At 60.2% G+C, this 17238-nt stretch carries 19 protein-coding genes; 7 read left to right on the top strand and 12 right to left on the bottom strand.

Going from position 1 to position 17238, the window contains the following annotated elements; all coding sequences use genetic code 11:
* Position 1: 1 nt before the first annotated feature.
* The 3 genes from ACP7E0_RS04560 to pgsA are packed head-to-tail and all read right to left on the bottom strand — an operon-like array spanning position 2 to position 1321.
* Complete coding sequence (locus tag ACP7E0_RS04560) at positions 2-469, bottom strand: molybdenum cofactor biosynthesis protein MoaE (RefSeq protein ID WP_426123241.1); 468 nt, start codon at positions 467-469, stop codon at positions 2-4.
* Between the two features lie 4 nt (positions 470-473).
* Positions 474-734, bottom strand: a complete 261-nt coding sequence (gene moaD, locus ACP7E0_RS04555; RefSeq protein ID WP_426123240.1) for a molybdopterin converting factor subunit 1 — start codon at positions 732-734, stop codon at positions 474-476.
* Positions 734-1321: a CDP-diacylglycerol--glycerol-3-phosphate 3-phosphatidyltransferase gene (gene pgsA, locus ACP7E0_RS04550; RefSeq protein WP_113317923.1), complete on the bottom strand. Its 588-nt coding sequence runs from the start codon at positions 1319-1321 to the stop codon at positions 734-736. The genes moaD and pgsA overlap by 1 nt, the downstream gene beginning before the upstream one ends.
* A 214-nt stretch (positions 1322-1535) precedes the next feature.
* Between pgsA and ACP7E0_RS04545 the strand changes: the two genes are divergently transcribed.
* Both ACP7E0_RS04545 and ACP7E0_RS04540 read left to right on the top strand, forming a co-directional pair.
* Complete coding sequence (locus ACP7E0_RS04545) at positions 1536-2627, top strand: helix-turn-helix transcriptional regulator (RefSeq protein ID WP_426123239.1); 1092 nt, start codon at positions 1536-1538, stop codon at positions 2625-2627.
* Positions 2628-2734: 107 nt separating this feature from the next.
* Positions 2735-3421 (top strand): alpha/beta hydrolase, encoded by a 687-nt coding sequence (locus ACP7E0_RS04540; RefSeq protein ID WP_426123237.1) that lies wholly within the window; start codon positions 2735-2737, stop codon positions 3419-3421.
* Positions 3422-3478: 57 nt separating this feature from the next.
* Here the strand turns inward: ACP7E0_RS04540 and uvrC are convergent, their stop codons facing one another.
* Together uvrC and ACP7E0_RS04530 are read right to left on the bottom strand one after the other, a co-directional pair.
* On the bottom strand, positions 3479-5506 hold the full coding sequence (gene uvrC / locus ACP7E0_RS04535) for an excinuclease ABC subunit UvrC (protein ID WP_426123235.1): 2028 nt from the start codon (positions 5504-5506) through the stop codon (positions 3479-3481).
* On the bottom strand, positions 5503-6297 hold the full coding sequence (locus ACP7E0_RS04530) for an SDR family oxidoreductase (RefSeq protein ID WP_426123233.1): 795 nt from the start codon (positions 6295-6297) through the stop codon (positions 5503-5505). Before ACP7E0_RS04530 ends, uvrC begins: the two co-directional genes overlap by 4 nt.
* 333 nt (positions 6298-6630) lie before the next feature.
* On the opposite strand from ACP7E0_RS04530, the gene ACP7E0_RS04525 reads away from it, so the two are divergent.
* The gene (locus ACP7E0_RS04525) at positions 6631-7272 is read left to right on the top strand and encodes an outer membrane protein (RefSeq protein ID WP_113317919.1); all 642 of its coding nucleotides are present in this window, start codon (positions 6631-6633) and stop codon (positions 7270-7272) included.
* Positions 7273-7349: 77 nt separating this feature from the next.
* Here the strand turns inward: ACP7E0_RS04525 and ACP7E0_RS04520 are convergent, their stop codons facing one another.
* The 3 genes from ACP7E0_RS04520 to ACP7E0_RS04510 all read right to left on the bottom strand — a co-directional run bounded on the left by ACP7E0_RS04520 (position 7350) and on the right by ACP7E0_RS04510 (position 9878).
* Complete coding sequence (locus ACP7E0_RS04520) at positions 7350-7940, bottom strand: glutathione S-transferase family protein (protein ID WP_426123232.1); 591 nt, start codon at positions 7938-7940, stop codon at positions 7350-7352.
* Between the two features lie 41 nt (positions 7941-7981).
* On the bottom strand, positions 7982-8710 hold the full coding sequence (locus tag ACP7E0_RS04515; RefSeq protein WP_426123607.1) for a ribonuclease T2 family protein: 729 nt from the start codon (positions 8708-8710) through the stop codon (positions 7982-7984).
* A gap of 301 nt (positions 8711-9011) precedes the next feature.
* Entirely contained in the window at positions 9012-9878 is an 867-nt protein-coding gene (locus ACP7E0_RS04510) for a 23S rRNA (adenine(2030)-N(6))-methyltransferase RlmJ (protein ID WP_426123231.1), read from the bottom strand.
* Between the two features lie 67 nt (positions 9879-9945).
* On the opposite strand from ACP7E0_RS04510, the gene ACP7E0_RS04505 reads away from it, so the two are divergent.
* A complete protein-coding gene (locus tag ACP7E0_RS04505; RefSeq protein ID WP_426123230.1) occupies positions 9946-12078 on the top strand; it encodes a molybdopterin-containing oxidoreductase family protein in 2133 nt (710 codons plus the stop codon).
* 7 nt (positions 12079-12085) lie between these two features.
* Positions 12086-12685: an NUDIX domain-containing protein gene (locus tag ACP7E0_RS04500; protein WP_426123229.1), complete on the top strand. Its 600-nt coding sequence runs from the start codon at positions 12086-12088 to the stop codon at positions 12683-12685.
* A gap of 1 nt (position 12686) precedes the next feature.
* Here ACP7E0_RS04500 and ACP7E0_RS04495 read toward each other — a convergent pair whose 3' ends face one another.
* The 4 genes from ACP7E0_RS04495 to purM form a co-directional block, all read right to left on the bottom strand.
* The gene (locus ACP7E0_RS04495) at positions 12687-13097 is read right to left on the bottom strand and encodes a type II toxin-antitoxin system VapC family toxin (RefSeq protein ID WP_426123228.1); all 411 of its coding nucleotides are present in this window, start codon (positions 13095-13097) and stop codon (positions 12687-12689) included.
* Positions 13094-13333 (bottom strand): type II toxin-antitoxin system Phd/YefM family antitoxin, encoded by a 240-nt coding sequence (locus tag ACP7E0_RS04490; RefSeq protein WP_426123227.1) that lies wholly within the window; start codon positions 13331-13333, stop codon positions 13094-13096. Before ACP7E0_RS04490 ends, ACP7E0_RS04495 begins: the two co-directional genes overlap by 4 nt.
* A gap of 84 nt (positions 13334-13417) precedes the next feature.
* Positions 13418-14050, bottom strand: a complete 633-nt coding sequence (purN, locus tag ACP7E0_RS04485; RefSeq protein WP_426123226.1) for a phosphoribosylglycinamide formyltransferase — start codon at positions 14048-14050, stop codon at positions 13418-13420.
* Positions 14047-15129 carry a phosphoribosylformylglycinamidine cyclo-ligase gene (gene purM, locus ACP7E0_RS04480; RefSeq protein WP_426123225.1) on the bottom strand — a complete coding sequence of 361 codons (1083 nt, stop codon included), beginning with the start codon at positions 15127-15129 and terminating at the stop codon, positions 14047-14049. The genes purN and purM overlap by 4 nt, the downstream gene beginning before the upstream one ends.
* 219 nt (positions 15130-15348) lie before the next feature.
* Here purM and ACP7E0_RS04475 point away from each other — a divergent pair, with 219 nt between their 5' ends.
* Both ACP7E0_RS04475 and hdaA read left to right on the top strand, forming a co-directional pair.
* Positions 15349-16485 (top strand): AI-2E family transporter, encoded by a 1137-nt coding sequence (locus ACP7E0_RS04475; protein ID WP_426123224.1) that lies wholly within the window; start codon positions 15349-15351, stop codon positions 16483-16485.
* 6 nt (positions 16486-16491) lie between these two features.
* A complete protein-coding gene (hdaA, locus tag ACP7E0_RS04470) occupies positions 16492-17178 on the top strand; it encodes a DnaA regulatory inactivator HdaA (protein WP_426123223.1) in 687 nt (228 codons plus the stop codon).
* Positions 17179-17238: the final 60 nt, after the last annotated feature.

Here is a 17238-nt window from a genome sequence, read left to right as displayed (position 1 = left end):
GTCAGTCCGACCAGCGGTCCCTCGCACTGTCGTCCTCGTCCTTGGCGCTGACCCAGCCACCCGCAGTGCCATCGGCGGCGTGTTCTTTCTTCCAAAAGGGGGCCGAGGTTTTCAGGAAATCCATGATGAAATTGGCGCCATCGAAGGCAGCCTGCCGGTGCGGCGAGGCGGTGATGACGAGGACTATGTTTTCGCCGGGTACGATTTTGCCGTAGCGATGGATGGCTGTGGCGGCCTGAAGGCCGAAGCGGGTGATAGCTTCGTCGCAGATACGGGTGATTTCCGCTTCCGCCATACCGGGATAGTGCTCGAGTTCAAGGGCGCTCAGCGTTCCGGCTTCATCGCGGCAAAGCCCGGAAAACGTCACCACGGCGCCGATATCGTGGCGGCCGGCCGACAGAGCCTGTACTTCCGATGCCAGATCGAAATCGCCACGCTGGACGCGAACCGTGACGGGAGCACGCGTCACCGTCTCAGCCTCCGGTCATCGGCGGGAAAAGAGCGATTTCCCGCGCACCGGCAATCGTCTCGTCGTGATCGACATGTTCCTGGTTGATGGCGACGCGGATGACATTCTCATGTTCCAGCGCCGCCTCATATTCCTCGCCGAGCGTCTTCAGGTGGGCGAGCAGGTCGCCCGCCGTAACGACGGTACCCGGAAGCACCAGCGTTTCTTCGCCCCTGCCGATCCGCTCGCGCACCCAGGCGAAATAGACGAGGTTGACGCTCGCCATCAGTCAACCATGTGTTTCAAGCCGGCGCGAAAATAGTCGTAGCCGGTATAGAGCGTGATGGCGGCGGCAAGCCAGAGCAGGCCGATGCCCATTTCGGTCGTGTAGGGGAGCACCTTGTCGCCGGCAGGGCCAGCCAGCAGGAAGGCAATGGCGACCATCTGGATCGTCGTTTTCCATTTGGCGATGCGGGTTACCGGCACACTGACCTTCAGGGCGGCGAGATATTCGCGCAGGCCGGAAACGAGGATTTCACGGCACAGAATGATGATCGCCGCCCAGATCGACCAGCCGGCAATCGTGCCATCGGCAGCCACAAGCAGAAGAACCGAGGCGACCAGCAGCTTGTCGGCAATCGGATCCAGCATGCGGCCGATATTGGAGGTCTGCTTCCAGATACGCGCCAGATAGCCATCAAAGAAATCGGTGATCGAGGCGACAGCAAAAAGCCCCAGCGCCGTCCAGCGGGCGAAATCCGAACTCTGCAGCCTGCCTTCGACGAAGAAACACAGGACGATCAGCGGCACTGCCAGGATCCGGGCATAGGTCAGGAGATTGGGAATGTTGTAAGCGGCAGGCGTGGTGGACATCGATTCGGGTTCTCTGCGAGTTCTTTGACGACAGATGAAAGACTTTGTGACAGCGGCGTCAACCGGTCATTAGAGATCGGCCTGAATTATGGCGGAATTCGTCTGAACGCAGGGTGAACTAAAACCCCTATTTTTAGGGACCGGCTGCATTGCGCTTGGCAAAACCTGTCTCCTTGGGGCACTATCGAGTAAATGCTCCAACATAGAGCAAATAATGTCCGATGCCTTGACGCTGATCGATCGTATCTATGAAGCCGCAGTTATCCCTGAGCTTTGGCCGGACGTCTGCGCCAGTCTGGCGGAAGAGGTGAACGGTTTCTCGGCCTGCATTCTGACCGCCGATACCGGCGGAGCAATCCGGTGGGTTTGCTCGCCAAACATCGAGGAACCGATGGAGCGGTATGCAAGCAGCGATGCGAGGCCGCACAATCCGCGGCCGGAACGCTCCATGCTGTTGGCACCGATGTCGTTTGCCCGCGACGTAGACCTCATGACCGCAGAGGAAATCGCTGACGATCCGATCTACAACACCTTTCTGCGACCGCTTGGCCTTGGCTGGAGCATGGGTGCGGTGTTGCCAGAGCCTTCGGGGCACACGCTCGTCTTTGATTTTCTTGCCCGCAGCGAGGACGGGCCATTCTCAAGTCAGGCGCTCGATCGCATCAACAGCGTGAAAGGTGATCTCGCCCGCGCAGCGCTGATCTCCTCGCGAATGATTTTCCGGCAGGCGCACAGCATCACATCGACGCTGTCATTGATCGGGCTTCCCGCCGCGGTCCTCAGCGATGATAATCGGGTACTGGCCATGAACGAGGATATGGAGGCTCTTGCGCCGCGTATCCGCACCGGCGCCGCCAACCGGATTTCGCTCAAAAACCCTGCGGCGAATGGACTGGTTCTCACCGCGCTGGAACAATTGAGCGTCGCGCGGGCGTCGAATGTGCAATCCATCCCTTTGGCGGCGGAAGAAAACGCGCCGGCCTTGATCCTAAATCTCATGCCGGTTCGAAGAAATGCACGCGACATTTTTTCGAGAAGCCTTGCTGTGTTGATTGCAACACCGGTCGGCGCAGCCGGAGCGCCGGATATGCGGGTCCTCAGCGGATTGTTTGATCTGACACCCGGAGAGGCCCGCGTCGCGCGTGAACTCGCCTCCGGTGCAAGCCTGGAAGCGGTGTCGATCAAGCTTGGCCTGAAGCTTGAAACGGTCCGTACGTACCTGAAGCGCATCTTCCTAAAGACCGGAACGCGGCGTCAGGCGGAATTGACGCGGATGTTGTCTGGCCTCGGACGGCTGGCGATCTGAGGCTGCGCCACAGTCCCGTCATAGACCTGCTGTTTGATAGCCGCCGATAGGGTGTATTGCTCATATCGGCCTGCCGTTTCCAATCAAATCTGCTGGGAGAACATCACATGGCACAGGTTCCGACGATCCTTCTCGTGCATGGCTTCTGGGGTGGCGCTGCCCACTGGAGCAAAGTCATCCTGGAACTGACCCGTTTGGGTCATCGTTCCATCAAGGCTGTCGAACTGCCGCTGACATCTTTGGCGGACGATGCCGAGCGTACCCGCAAGATGGTTGCCCAGGTAGACGGGCCTGTTCTTCTTGTTGGCCATTCCTACGGCGGCGCCGTTATTACCCAAGCGGGCAACCAGCCGAATGTCACTGGGCTTGTCTATATCGCGGCATTTGCGCCCGACGCGGGCGAGAGCCCCGGCGGCATCACGGCGAAAAGTCCACCAGCGGCGGCCGCCAATCTGGCGCCGGACAGCGATGGTTATCTCTGGGTCAAGCCGGAGAAATATCATGAGAGCTTCTGCCAGGACCTCAGCGCCGATGAGGGGCTTGTCATGGGCATCACCCAGAAAGCGCCGCTTGCCAGCACGTTCGGCAACGAGATCAGCAATCCGGCATGGAAGAACAAGAGCAGTTGGTATCAGATTTCCAGCGAGGACCACATGATCCATCCGGACAACCAGCGCTGGATGTCGGGCCGGCTCGGGGCAAAGAAGGTCATTACGCTGAAGGCAAGCCATGCTTCGCTGGCCTCGATGCCCGTCGACGTCGCAGCCTTCATCGATGAAGCCGCAAAGGCCTAGTCGCTTGACCTTACCATTGGACTGAATGGCAAAGGCGGCAGATCTGGCCGCCTTCGCTTATTTCGCGCCGTCCTCATGGAAATGATCGTAGACCAGTCGCGCCACCGCTTCCGAAATGCCCTCGACGGCGATCAGGTCATTGATCCCGGCGCGGGATACAGCCTTGGCGGTGCCGAAATGGTGGAGCAGGGCGCGCTTGCGCGTCGGGCCGATGCCGCCGATCTCGTCGAGCGGGTTCTTGACCATTTCCTTCTTGCGTCGCGCCCGGTGCGAGCCGATGGCAAACCGATGCGCCTCGTCGCGCATGCGCTGGATGAAATAGAGGACGGGATCGCGCGGCGGCAGCGAAAACCCGTCGCGGCTACCGCCCGGCGGGAAGAACCTTTCGCGGCCCGCTTCACGGTCAACACCCTTGGCAACGCCGATGGCAACGACGCAATCCTCGATATCCAGCTCTTGGAGGATGGCCCGCACCGCCGTCATCTGGCCCTGGCCGCCGTCGATCAGGATGATGTCGGGCCAGGCCGGGAACGCGCTGTCCTCGTTGGTCTCGATACTGCGGTCGGGCTTCCCCTCTTCCTTCAACAGGCGTGAAAACCGCCGCGTCATCACTTCCTTCATCATCCCGAAATCGTCGCCGGGGGTGATGTCGGTCGATTTGATGTTGAACTTGCGGTACTGGCCTTTGACGAAACCTTCCGGCCCCGCCACCACCATACCGCCGACGGCATTGGTGCCCATGATATGGGAGTTGTCGTAGATCTCGATACGGCGCGGGGTGCGCTCAAGCTTGAACGTCGTGGCAAAACCTTCGAGCAGGCGCGACTGCGAGGCGGTTTCGGCGAGTTTGCGGCCATGTGCCTCGCGGGCATTGGCAACGGCGTGCTCGACCAGATCTTTCTTCTCCCCGCGCTGCGGCACGAGGATCGCGACCTTGTAGCCGGATTTTTCGCTGAGTGCTGCGCCCAGCAGATCCTGTTCCTCGACCGTCTCGCAGAGCAGGATCTGCCGGGGACAGGGCTTGTCGTCGTAGAACTGTACGAGAAACGCGCTGAGCACCTCGGCGGATGTCAGGGTCGGGTCGGCCTTGGGGAAATAGGCGCGGTTTCCCCAGTTCTGGCCGGTGCGGAAGAAGAACACCTGGATGCAGGAGACCCCGCCCTCGTGATGGATGGCGAACACGTCGGCTTCCTCGACCCCGGCCGGATTGATACCCTGGTGGCTCTGGACATGCGACAGCGCCGCCAGCCGGTCGCGGTAAAGCGCTGCCCGCTCGAAATCGAGGTTTTTGGAGGCTTCGCTCATTGCGGCTGAAATCGTCGCCTTCACCGCCTGACTCTTGCCCGAGAGAAAATCCTTGGCCTCGGTGACCAGCTCGGCATAGTCGGCGTCGCTGACCTCATGGGTGCAGGGGGCCGCGCAACGCTTGATCTGGTGCAGCAGGCAGGGGCGGGTGCGGCTTTCAAACACGCTGTCGGTGCAGGTGCGCAAGAGGAAGGCGCGCTGCAACGAGTTGATGGTGCGGCCGACAGCGCCGGCGGAGGCGAAGGGTCCGAAGAAATCACCCTTGCGGCTGCGCGCACCGCGATGCTTGTAGAGCGCCGGTGCGCGTGTATCTCCGGTCACCAGAATATAAGGAAACGACTTGTCGTCGCGCAACAGCACGTTGAAGCGCGGCCGCAGGCGTTTGATCAGGTTGGCTTCGAGCAGCAGCGCCTCGATCTCGGTGCGCGTCGTGACGAATTCCATATTGGCGGTTTCGCGCACCATCTTGGTCAGGCGGTTGGAATGCAGCCGCCCTTGCGCATAGTTGCTGACGCGCTTCTTCAGGTTTCTCGCCTTGCCGACATAGAGCACGTCGCCGGCCTCGTTGAACATGCGGTAGACGCCGGGGCTGTTGGGCAGGCGCTTGACGAAGGCCTGGATAAGGTCGGCGCCGCGCAAACCGTCGGGAATGGCGCTGGTCTCTGCCCAATCGAGGATCGGCGCCGGCGCAGCAGCATCCGGCACCTCGATCAGGTCTTCGTCGTCGCTGGCATTTTCATCATAGAGAATGCCGCCGTCATTGGGCACGCGCCCGTTCATTCCACAATCTCCAAAATATCCGGCGTTTCCCAGGCAAGATGCTGGCCGCCGTCAAGCGCAATCATCTGCCCGGTGATCGACGGCGTGTCGAACAGAAACCGGATCGCCCGGCCGAATTCGTCAAGCTGCGGACCACGCTTCAGGATCAGCGCCTCGACCTGTGTGTCGAAATCATCCTTGTTTTGCCGTTCGTTCGGCAGGGTCGGGCCCGGCCCGATGCCGTTGACGCGGATTGCCGGTGCCAAGGCCTGTGCCATCGTTTTTGTCGCCGTCAAAAGAGCCGACTTCGACAACATATAGGAATAAAATCTCGGATTGGGAGCCCAGACGCGCTGATCGATGATGTTAACGACCAGCCCGGAATTCTCGCCCGGCAATTGTGTGGCAAAATCGCGGACCAGCAACGATGGGGCTTTGACGTGAAGGGCGAAATGCCGGTCCCAGATCGTCTCGTCGAATTCGTCGAGGCTGTCCTTCTTGAACAGCGAGGCGTTGTTGACCAGCAGGCCGAGAGGTCCCAGCGCCGAGACGGCTTTTTCCATGACGGTCCGCACGGACGCAGTATCGGCAAGATCGGCCACAACCGCCGCAGCCTTGCCACCTCTTGAACGAATCTCCGCTGCCAAGGCCTCCGCCTCGGTCAGCGATGTATTGGCGTGGATGGCGACTGCAAAGCCATGGGCCGCCAGATCCTCGACAATAGCCTTGCCGATGCGCCGGGCGCCACCGGTCACCAGTGCAGTTTTCAAAGGAGCCCGCAGCGTCCCGTTATGCGATTCGTGTTTTTGCATGCCGCAAGGATATAGGAGCCAGGCCAATATTGCGAAACAGCCCCACGCATTCGTTTCGGAAAAATTAATGCAAAAGCGGTAAATTGAATTGTTTTGAGCAGTTATAGTATATTTTCTATTAATAGTGTTTTGTGGTTAATAATTTCCCTGTGGCGATGAAGCAACATCGAATTTTAGCCATGCTCGTGCCACTAAAATTTCACAATTTGGCTCTTGAGAATCCGCATTTGACCGTCAATTTCCTCGTCAACCGGGCGGGTTAATTTGCAATTCCCCGATGTATCAGTTTGGGACCGCGAGGGTCCGGAGCATCGGTTCGTAAAGGAGACTTTTATGCGTACTCTCATCACCACCCTTATGGCTTCTGCCGTATCCCTCATCGCCTTCTCCGCTGTTCAGGCTGCCGACGCGATCGACGAAGTTCCGGCTGCTCCGGCTGCCGAATACAACGAACCCGCCGTGAAGAACTGGTCGGGCGCCTATGTTGGTGGTACCGCCAACTGGGGCCATGGTGAGTACAACGCTACGGGCGGCCGTAGCGCTGCTGGTTTTGGTGGCGGTCTCTATGGTGGCTACAACATGCAGAGCGGCAACATCGTTTACGGTGCTGAAGCTGACATCAACTACGGCGACAACGATACGAAGAATTCCGATCGCAAGATGGAACAGGGCGTCAACGGCTCCGTTCGCGGCCGCGTCGGCTACGACCTGAACCCGGTTCTGGTCTACGGTACGGCTGGTCTGGCAGCATCGAGCGTCAAGGCAACTGGCAATGCCGGCGGTTCGGACAAGAACACGCTGCTCGGCTGGACGGCCGGTGCCGGTGCCGAAGCCTTCGTGACCGACAACGTCACGGCGCGCGTCGAATACCGCTACTCCGACTACGGTTCGAAGAACTTCGACCTGCCGGGCGGCAAGGTTTCGTCGGGCTACGACGAACACAGCGTCCGCGTCGGTATGGGCGTCAAGTTCTGATCCATCGGATCGGGAATACAAAAAAGGCCGGAGCGATCCGGCCTTTTTTGCGTTTTATGCAATGATTTCCAAGGGTATTAGACCTTGAACTGTGCGTAGTCCGGGAAGAATTTTTCGAATTTTTGCGGCCAGTTCTTCAGCTTCGGGCGGCCCTTCTGCCACTCTCCGGTGAAACGAAGTTCGATATAGCGCAGCAGGGCCGCGAGCGCGAAGTGACCGGCATGCAGCTTGGCACCGGTCTTCGGCATATTGGCGTTGAGAAGGTCGAGGCCACGGCCGGCCTTTTCCCACTGTCTGTCGATCCACGGCTGATGGATCTTTTCCGGCGGGTGGAAGCGCTTTTCGTAGACAATCGCCAGCAGGCAGTCACAGATGCCGTCGCACAAGGCTTCCAGCAATTCCACGTCGGTACGCTTCTCGGCGTTGCGCGGATAGAGCTTGCCCTTGGTCTCGCGGTCGATGAAATTCATGATCACGCGGCTGTCGTAGATCGCCTTGCCCTCGGATGTCACCAGCGTCGGGATCTTGCCGAAGGGGTTGCTGGCGATCAGGTCCTGCGGGGTGCCGTTGGTGTCGGTCAAAACGTTTTCGGTCGCAAGACCGGCGTAACGCGCGGCCATGCGCACCTTGTTGGAATAGGGGGAAGTCGGGGAATAGAAGATCTTCATCAGAGCTTTCTTTCGCTGGATGGTTCGTTCGTTGAGGTGGTCTAGGGGGTAGCGGGCAGGTTAAGGTTTTTCACCTTGCAGCCGGCGCGATCGATCGCGCCGCAGGCGCGGAAGCTGAGATCCTTGTTGAAGCAGATGCGGACTTCATCGACGCGGCCGGAGGCACAGGTGACAGCGAGCGCATCAGGGCGAAGGCCCGGATTGGCCGATATCAGCGCCGTTTCGATTTGCGTGGCATTTGTTCTCTGATCCGGTCCGACCGATTGCAAAGCCGGCGGTATCACCAGTTTTTCACGGGCGGCGCGCAACACGGCAAAATAGTCCTTCTGGCTCAGCCCCGAGCAGGAACCGTGTTTGCGCCATTCATGGCCGATTAGCCCCATCGACGGCATGATATCGAACAGGCCCCGCCCCAGCGCGTCCGGCACCCGGTCCGATTCGCGCGTGCGGCAGAATTCCGGATAGCCTTGCTCGTTCTGCGGCCAGAGCCCGTGGACGATGAAGCCGTGATTGTTGTCCGGGTCGCATTGCATCGATCGTCCCGACGGATCGTTGTCCAGGCACCAGCTTGGCGACCAGGAGAGCGACAGGACATAGAAGTCGAGACCGCTGCCCAATGGGACGGATTTCTTGGCTCTCTGCGCGTTGACGGCAGGAGTGCCGACGATCGGCGTATTGGCGGAGCTACTTGCAGCAGGCGTGTCTTGTCCAGCCTGCTTCTTTTCTCCGCCTTCGCCACTGCATGCGGCAAGCGCCAGCAGTCCGAACATGACCACGATGGTTCTGCGAAATCCTGAAATCACCGATATCACCTTAGCGAAGCGGAGTGCGCCGTAGATATGCCACGGATCAGCGCGCCCATGCAGAAATTCAACATTCGACCGATGCCGGCCCCCGGTTCGGCCCGATGAGATACCAGATCGCCCGGCTTTCGTCATCGGTGGCGGTGGCCTTTGCCCGGCAATATTCAGGCCTGACCGGATGGGAATATCAGCGATGGTGATGCCGGGATCGCTCCGATCACCGCTTACGCGAGCAAACCATCAAGTCCCGCCCAAATCCCGTCCTTGCTCAATCCCGTTCCAGCACTTCCTCGCCGCGCAACCAGAAGGCGCGGGCAGAGGCATGGCGATCCTGCTTCAGCCGGTCCTTGAGGAAGGGGAGCAGGATGTCGAGTTCGCTTTTCAGCGTGAAAGGCGGATTGACGATGATCAGGCCGGAACCCGAAAGCCCGGTCGTATCGCGGTCGCTGCGGACCGACAGTTCGGCGCAGAGCATCTTGGGGATTTCCAATGCCTGCAGGGTAGCGTGGAATTCGGCAATCGGTGCGCCTTGCTTCAGCGGATACCACAGGCAGAAGGTTCCGCCGGAAAACCGCCGGTAGGCTTTGTGCAGGCCATCCGCCAGCCGTTCGTATTCGCCGGCGATCTCGAACGGCGGATCGACCAATACGATGCCGCGCTTTTCCTTCGGCGGCAGATGGGCGCCGAGCGCCAGCCAGCCATCGAGCTCGGTGATACGGCTCTGAAAATCACCGTCGAACAGCCGGTGCAGTGTCTCGTAGTCGTCGGGATGCAGTTCCATCGCCGACAGCCGGTCCTGCGGCCGCATCAGCATGCGGGTCAGCTTTGGCGATCCCGGATAGAGCGTCAGGCCGCCATCAGGGTTGAGATCGCGCACGGCCGTGAGGTAAGGCTCCAGAATCGCCTTTGCCTTGGCCGGAATGTCAGTGTCGAGAATGCGGCCGATACCGTCGACCCATTCGCCGGTCTTCTGCGCTTCTTCGCTCGAAAGGTCATAAATACCAATACCGGCATGGGTATCGAGCACGCGAAAGGCCTTCTCCTTCTGCGCCATATAGACGATCAGCCGGGCGAGAACGGCGTGCTTGAGGACGTCGGCGAAGTTTCCGGCGTGGTAGATGTGACGGTAATTCATTCGCGTCCCTTATCGTCCCGTGAAATGTTGGAATGTATGGCGAAGGGGACTGTGACACCCTTTCGCGATGCAATATAGAAAAGCAATGAACGTTGCGACCCCCATAAAACCAGAAAAGTCCGTCGGCCACACCGTCTGTCCGCACGACTGTCCCTCGGCCTGCGCGCTGGAGGTCGATATTACTCCCGAAGGCCGGATCGGCCGGGTGCGCGGCGCTGGCGCCAATACCTACACCGCCGGCGTCATCTGCGCCAAGGTCGCACGCTATTCCGAGCGCATCTATCACCCCGGCCGCCTGATGGTGCCGCAGCGCCGCAAGGGCGCCAAGGGCGAGGGCAGCTGGCAGGAGCTGTCCTGGGAGGACGCGCTGGACGAGATCGCCGGAGCCTTCGTCAAGGCCGAGCAGGCGCATGGCTCCGAAGCCGTCTGGCCCTATTTCTATGCCGGCACGATGGGGCAGGTGCAGCGCGATTCGATCGACCGGCTGCGTCACGCCAAAAAATATTCCGGCTTCTTCGGCTCGATCTGCACCAACCTCGCCTGGACCGGACTGGCGATGGCGACCGGTTCGCTGCGCGGCCCCGATCCGCGCGAGATGGCGAAATCCGATTGCGTTGTCATCTGGGGCACCAATGCGGTCTCGACCCAGGTCAACGTCATGACTCACGCGATCAAGGCCCGCAAGGAGCGTGGCGCCAAGATCGTCGTCATCGACATCTACGACAATCCGACGATCAAGCAGGCCGATATGGGGCTGGTGCTGAAGCCCGGAACCGACGCGGCCCTTGCCTGTGCCGTCATGCACATCGCCTTTCGCGACGGATATGCCGACCGGGCTTACCTTGCAAAATACGCCGACGATCCGGCGGGGCTTGAAGCGCATCTGAAGACGCGCACGCCGCAATGGGCTTCTGCCATCACCGGGCTTCCCGTGGAGGAAATTGAGGCTTTCGGCAAGCTGGTCGGCACCACCCCAAAAACCTATTTCCGGCTCGGCTACGGTTTTACCCGCCAGCGCAACGGCGCGGTCGCCATCCACGCCGCCGCCTCGGTGCCGACCGTACTCGGCTCCTGGCAGCATGAGGGCGGCGGCGCCTTCCATACCAACAACGATATCTTCAAGTTCGACAAGCGCGAACTGGTAGGTTCAGCAATGCTCGATCCGGATATCCGTATGCTCGACCAGTCGCAGATCGGCCGGGTGCTGACCGGCGATGCCGAGGCGCTGCGCCATCGCGGCCCGGTGACGGCCATGCTCATCCAGAACACCAACCCGGTCAACGTCACGCCGGAACAGCGGCTGGTGAAGCAGGGATTTTTGCGCGACGACCTGTTTGTCGCCGTGCACGAGCAGTTCATGACCGATACGGCCAAGGTGGCCGACATCGTGCTGCCCGCCACCATGTTTCTCGAGCATGACGATCTTTATCGTGGCGGCGGCCACCAGCATATCCTGCTCGGCCCCAAGGTGGTTGAACCGCCATCGACCGTACGCACCAATCTGTTCGTCATCGAGGAACTGGCAAAGCGCCTCGGCGTTGCCGACAAGCCCGGTTTCGGCCTCAGCGAACGCGAGCATATCGACCATATCCTGGTCAACTACGGCATCGGCTATGAGGGGCTGAAGCGCGAGAAATGGCTCGACGTCCAACCCGATTTCGACACCGCGCATTTCGTCGATGGTTTTGGCCATCCCGATGGAAAATTCCGCTTCAAGGCCGACTGGACCGGCACACCGGCGCCGAACCGTCCACCGAAAGCGCTCGGTGTCTTCGGCCCGCATGCGCAGTTGCCCAAGTTTCCCGACCATGTCGATCTGATCGAGGTAGCCGACGAGACACATCCTTTCCGGCTGGCGACATCGCCAGCCCGGTCGTTCCTGAACTCGACTTTTGCCGAAACGCCGTCTTCGCTGCAGAAGGAAGTCCGGCCCGAAGTGATGATCCAAGCGGAAGATGCTACGGCGCTTGGTATCGCCGAGGGAGACATCGTGCGGATCGGCAACGAGCGCGGGGAAATCCGCCTGCATGCGAAAATCGGTGGCGGCACGCGGCGTGGCGTGGTCATCGCCGAAGGCCTTTGGCCGAACGACGCGCATCTGGACGGTGAGGGCATCAACGTCCTGACCGGTGCCGACGCGGTCGCCCCCTATGGCGGGGCGGCTTTTCATGACAATCACGTATGGCTGCGCAGGGATTGAACACTCAATGACGAAATTCGAGAATGCAAAGATCGAAGTCCTCAAGGACGAGACGCTTTCGAAAAACTGGTATCACCTGCGCAACATCACCTTCAATTATACCGGCTCGAACGGCGCTACGAAGACGCTGAAGCGGGAGGTCTATGACCGCGGCAATGGCGCCACCATCCTGCTCTATGATCCCAAGCGTGACAGCGTCGTCCTGGTGCGGCAATTCCGCATTCCGACCTATCTCAACGGCTATTCCGGCTGGCTTCTGGAAACACCGGCCGGACTGCTCGACGGCGATCATCCGGCCGAGGCGATCAAGCGCGAGGTAATGGAAGAGACGGGATATCTGGTGACGGATGTCCGTCCCGTCTTCCAGGCCTTCATGTCGCCCGGTGCCGTGACCGAAACCGTACACTTCTTTGCCGCCATCATCGATGTGACAGTACGCGCCGAAGACGGCGGCGGTGCCGCGCACGAGGACGAGGATATCGAGGTCCTGGAAATCCCGCTCGCCGACGCCATGGCGATGATCGACAGCGGCGAGATCTGCGACGGCAAGACGATCATGCTGTTGCAATGGGCGATGCTGAATAGGGAGAGACTGGCGGCGGGGTGAATTATGCGGAGAAGAGCTGAACCGCTTCTGCGGCGGCTGCTTGTCGAAGCTTTTTATCAAGCGTGGCGAGCGGAATCCCTTCTGTGATCGCAAGCGCGAGATAAGCCGCATCATATGTTGAAAGTTGATGCGCGCGTGCGAGGCCGACAACGAGAGCATCGTCGCCGGAATCGGCAATGACGATTGGCAAGTGATGCAACCGAATGAGGGATGCCAAGACAAGATCACTGCTGATCCGTTGGCGGCGTTCTGCCATCAAAAGTACACTGCGAACTTCGTGTCGCAGAAGATCGGGCGCACATGCAGTTTTGCGAAGCAGTGCGTCCATGACGGCGTCAGCGACGTCGCTCTGCTCATCTGCCAGAAACCACACAGCGGCGACCGAGGCATCAACGACGAAATCGGACTTCATTTACGACCTTCGTCCCGCCACTGTAAAATCTCTTCAAGCGAGACCGGTTTGTTTTTCGCGCGGTCTCGCCGGATCAGGCGGAAGAGATTTGCACGGCGCTCCTCATCATCGATTGGCACGAGCCGTGCAACCGGCGTGTCGCCTCTCGAGATAATGATTTCTTCGCCTAACTCCACCTTCGTAAGCAATTCCGACAAATGCGTTTTGGCTTCAGCGACCTTTACAGTTCTGGTCATAGCCTGATCTCCGCTGGTATGCGGACGTACCCTAACGGAAGATATCGCAGTTGGTCAACCGGTTGGTCATGCCTGTCCAGCCGCTCAGGATGCGGCGGACACAACCCCATCATCTAGCATCCGCACCTTGCCCTCGGCCACAAGCCGCAGAGCCGCCGGATAGGACTTGTGTTCCTCGACCAGCACCCGTGCTGCAAGGTCGTCCGCCGTATCGCCCGGCAATACCGGCACTTTGGCCTGCAGGATAACCGGGCCTTCGTCCATGCCTTCTGTGACGAAGTGCACGGTGCAGCCGGCCTCCGTCATGCCGGCATCGATGGCCCGTTGATGGGTGTGCAGGCCGGGGAAGAGCGGCAGCAGGGAAGGGTGGATGTTGATGATCCGGCCTTCATAGGCATTGATAAAGGTGGCGGTAAGCAGCCGCATGTAGCCGGCCAGGCAGATGATGTCGGGCGACAGGTTTTTCAGTGTCGCGAGGATCGCCGCTTCATGGGCGTCCTTGCTGTCGAAATCCTTGCGCACGAACGAGAAGGTGGCGATGCCCAGCGCTGCGGCTTTCGCCAGACCACCGGCATCTGGCTTGTCGGAGATCACGGCGATGACTTCGGCGGGGTAGTCTGGCACGGAGGCAGCCTTGACCAGCGCCAGCATGTTGGAGCCGCCGCCGGAAATGAACACCACGACCCGCTTGCGGGCCGCTTTCACCGTATCGTTCATAGAGTAAGCGTGCCCTTGTAGACCGTGCCGGCAGCGCCTTCGTCGCGGGCGACCATGCGGCCGAGTGCAAAGACGGTCTCGCCTTCGGCCTTCAGAACCGAGGTGACCTGATCGGCATCTTCTGCGGCCACGACCACGATCATGCCGACGCCGCAGTTGAAGGTGCGCAGCATCTCGTTGGCGGCGACGCCGCCGGTCTTGGCAAGCCAGGAAAACACGGCCGGTGCCTGGATCGCGGCAAGGTCGATTTCAGCGGCAAGATGCTTCGGCAGCACCCGCGGAATGTTTTCCGGAAAACCACCGCCGGTGATGTGGGCGAGCGCCTTCAGTTTGCCGGTTTCGCGGATGGCCTTCAACAGCGGCTTCACATAGATGCGCGTCGGTGTCATCAAGACGTCGGCCAATGTTTGAGAACCGGTACCTTCGCCGAACGGGGCAGGCGCGTCCCAGGCAAGACCCGACAGCGAAACGATCTTGCGCACCAGCGAATAGCCGTTGGAATGTACGCCGGACGAGGCGAGACCCAGAATGACGTCGCCTTCGGCGATATCGCCTGCCGGCAGCAGCTGGCCGCGTTCGGCAGCACCGACGGCAAAGCCTGCGAGGTCATAGTCGCCGCCGGCATACATGCCGGGCATTTCAGCGGTTTCGCCGCCAATGAGCGCGCAGCCTGCCTCGCGGCAACCGGCTGCGATGCCGCCGACGATGGCAGCACCCTGATCCGGATCGAGCTTGCCGGTGGCAAAGTAGTCGAGGAAGAACAGCGGCTCGGCGCCTTGGACGACCAGGTCGTTGACGCACATGGCGACGAGGTCGATGCCGACCGTGTCATGCTTGTTGGCTTCGATGGCGATCTTCAGCTTGGTGCCGACGCCGTCATTGGCAGCCACAAGGACCGGATCCTTGAAGCCGGCGGCCTTGAGGTCGAAAAGACCGCCGAAGCCACCGATCTCGCCGTCGGCGCCGGGGCGCCGTGTCGAGCGCACATGCGGCTTGATCTTTTCCACCAAAAGGTTTCCCGCATCGATATCCACACCTGCATCGCTGTAGGTCAGACCGTTCTTTCCTGGCTCGCTCATGGCTTGATCTCCGCCGGCTCGTCATATTTGGATTGCGATTGGCATGGTGGTGCCGCAAGTGCAAGCATATTGCCCCGATTACTCCCGCTTTTTTGATGTTTTGCCGGTCATTGTCGGCCCTTTTGCGCCACAGGCTTGACCATGGTCGGTGCCACATCCTATCTCCAGCTAAGGAAGCGGCGCTGGGCAGCGCTAGCGGCAAGACATCGGAACAGTGGCATGGTCAACAAATTGAGCGGCAGCGGGCTGCAGCGCCAGATCATCTTCTGGCTGCTTTTCCTTGCCGGATTCATTGCCTTCCTGATGGTGTTCTCCACCATTCTCCTGCCGTTCATTGCCGGCATGGCGCTCGCCTATTTTCTCGATCCCGTTGCCGACCGGCTGGAAAGAATTGGCCTCAGCCGGCTGATGGCGACGGTGGTCATCCTGATCGGCTTCGTCGTCGTCTTCGCTTTGTCGCTGGTCGTCATCATCCCGATCGTGTTCACGCAGGCATCCGAATTTATCCAGAAGATGCCCGGGTATATTTCGCTCCTGCAGGAATTCCTGACCAGCCAGCGCGCCGAGTGGCTTCCTGAATGGATTACAAGTCAGATGGACACGATCAAGCAGAATTCCGCCAAGCTGCTCGAGCAGGGGGCCGGCTTCCTCGGCACGCTGTTCCAGCAATTGTGGAATTCGGGCATGGCGCTGCTCGACATCATTTCGCTGTTCGTGGTCACGCCGGTGGTCGCCTTCTATCTGCTGCTGGACTGGGACCGGATGGTCGAAAGGGTCGACGGCTGGATCCCGCGCGATCATGTTGCGACCGTGCGCCAGATCTCCCGTGACATGAACACGACGATTGCCGGCTTTGTGCGCGGGCAAGGCTCGCTATGCATTATTCTCGGACTGTTCTATGGGGTTTCGCTGACCTTGGCAGGCCTGAACTTCGGTCTGCTGATCGGCCTGTTCGCCGGCATGATCAGCTTCATTCCCTATGTCGGCTCGATGGTCGGGCTGGTGCTCGCTGTTGGTGTGGCGCTCGTCCAATTCTGGCCGGATTATCTGCATATCGGTATGATCGCGGCGATCTTCTTTGCCGGGCAGTTCATGGAGGGCAACATCCTCCAGCCGCGGCTGGTCGGCAAGAGCGTCGGCCTGCATCCGGTCTGGCTGATGTTCGCGCTTCTGGCCTTCGGCGCACTGTTCGGTTTTGTCGGATTGCTGGTCGCAGTTCCGTGTGCTGCCGCTATCGGCGTGCTGGTCCGTTTTGGCATCGGCCGTTATCTCGACAGCACGCTCTATCACGGCCATCGCCACATTCTGACGATCGAGCCGGAACACAAGACCCCTGAGTACAAGCTTCCAGAGTAACAGCGTATGGTCCGCAAGTTCGAACAATTGCCGCTCGTTTTCGAGCACGAACCGCAGACGGGTCGTGACGACCTTCTTGTGTCCGAACGGCTGAAGGCGGCCGTGACGATCATCGACAGCTGGCCGCGCTGGCCGTCGCCGGTGGTGATCCTGGCTGGCCCCATCGGATCGGGTAAATCGCATCTTGCGGCAATCTGGCGCGAAAACAGCGCAGCTGTTTCCATTCACCCGACGGCAGGCAGCAATGCGGCCGAGATCGCAGCGGCAGGCCCGGTGCTGTTCGAGGATGCCGACCGGCAGGGCTTCGACGACCGGGCATTGTTCCACGTCATCAACAGCGTGCGGGAAAACGGTACCAGCCTGCTGATCACCAGCCGGCTGTGGCCGATGTCCTGGCCGGTCGAATTGCCCGACCTCCGCTCGCGCCTGAAGGCAGCGACCGTGGTTGAGATCGGCGAGCCGGATGATGAATTGCTGGCGCAGGTTCTGGTCAAGCTTCTGGCCGACCGCCAGCTTGCCGTCGATGACCGGCTGATCGGCTATATCGTCGCCCGCATGGAGCGATCGCTTGAATCCGCCCAGACGATCGTCGAGCGGCTGGACCATCTGGCGTTGGCGCGCGGCACCCGCATCAGCAGAGCCTTGGCGCTGGAAGTGCTCAACACCCTTGGAAAGACACGCGAAATCGATTGACTGTCATAGTTAGGTCGTCAAACTGCGCTAGCTGCTTCGAGAAAAGCAAAAGGCGGACCG

The organism is Pararhizobium sp. PWRC1-1, from assembly GCF_049897905.1.
Classification (GTDB): Bacteria; Pseudomonadota; Alphaproteobacteria; order Rhizobiales; family Rhizobiaceae; genus Pararhizobium.
Note: the sequence above shows the minus strand (reverse complement) of the source record. Positions and strands in the feature narration are given on the sequence as shown.

What these genes read in the sequence shown, in the direction of transcription:
- moaD (WP_426123240.1), bottom strand. Translation starts at nt 734, where the DNA reads ATGGCGAGCGTCAACCTCGTCTATTTCGCCTGGGTGCGCGAGCGGATC.
- pgsA (WP_113317923.1), bottom strand. Translation starts at nt 1,321, where the DNA reads ATGTCCACCACGCCTGCCGCTTACAACATTCCCAATCTCCTGACCTAT.
- ACP7E0_RS04545 (WP_426123239.1), top strand. Translation starts at nt 1,536, where the DNA reads ATGTCCGATGCCTTGACGCTGATCGATCGTATCTATGAAGCCGCAGTT.
- ACP7E0_RS04540 (WP_426123237.1), top strand. Translation starts at nt 2,735, where the DNA reads ATGGCACAGGTTCCGACGATCCTTCTCGTGCATGGCTTCTGGGGTGGC.
- uvrC (WP_426123235.1), bottom strand. Translation starts at nt 5,506, where the DNA reads ATGAACGGGCGCGTGCCCAATGACGGCGGCATTCTCTATGATGAAAAT.
- ACP7E0_RS04530 (WP_426123233.1), bottom strand. Translation starts at nt 6,297, where the DNA reads ATGCAAAAACACGAATCGCATAACGGGACGCTGCGGGCTCCTTTGAAA.
- ACP7E0_RS04525 (WP_113317919.1), top strand. Translation starts at nt 6,631, where the DNA reads ATGCGTACTCTCATCACCACCCTTATGGCTTCTGCCGTATCCCTCATC.
- ACP7E0_RS04520 (WP_426123232.1), bottom strand. Translation starts at nt 7,940, where the DNA reads ATGAAGATCTTCTATTCCCCGACTTCCCCCTATTCCAACAAGGTGCGC.
- ACP7E0_RS04515 (WP_426123607.1), bottom strand. Translation starts at nt 8,710, where the DNA reads ATGTTCGGACTGCTGGCGCTTGCCGCATGCAGTGGCGAAGGCGGAGAA.
- ACP7E0_RS04510 (WP_426123231.1), bottom strand. Translation starts at nt 9,878, where the DNA reads ATGAATTACCGTCACATCTACCACGCCGGAAACTTCGCCGACGTCCTC.
- ACP7E0_RS04505 (WP_426123230.1), top strand. Translation starts at nt 9,946, where the DNA reads ATGCAATATAGAAAAGCAATGAACGTTGCGACCCCCATAAAACCAGAA.
- ACP7E0_RS04500 (WP_426123229.1), top strand. Translation starts at nt 12,086, where the DNA reads ATGACGAAATTCGAGAATGCAAAGATCGAAGTCCTCAAGGACGAGACG.
- ACP7E0_RS04495 (WP_426123228.1), bottom strand. Translation starts at nt 13,097, where the DNA reads ATGAAGTCCGATTTCGTCGTTGATGCCTCGGTCGCCGCTGTGTGGTTT.
- ACP7E0_RS04490 (WP_426123227.1), bottom strand. Translation starts at nt 13,333, where the DNA reads ATGACCAGAACTGTAAAGGTCGCTGAAGCCAAAACGCATTTGTCGGAA.
- purN (WP_426123226.1), bottom strand. Translation starts at nt 14,050, where the DNA reads ATGAACGATACGGTGAAAGCGGCCCGCAAGCGGGTCGTGGTGTTCATT.
- purM (WP_426123225.1), bottom strand. Translation starts at nt 15,129, where the DNA reads ATGAGCGAGCCAGGAAAGAACGGTCTGACCTACAGCGATGCAGGTGTG.
- ACP7E0_RS04475 (WP_426123224.1), top strand. Translation starts at nt 15,349, where the DNA reads ATGGTCAACAAATTGAGCGGCAGCGGGCTGCAGCGCCAGATCATCTTC.
- hdaA (WP_426123223.1), top strand. Translation starts at nt 16,492, where the DNA reads ATGGTCCGCAAGTTCGAACAATTGCCGCTCGTTTTCGAGCACGAACCG.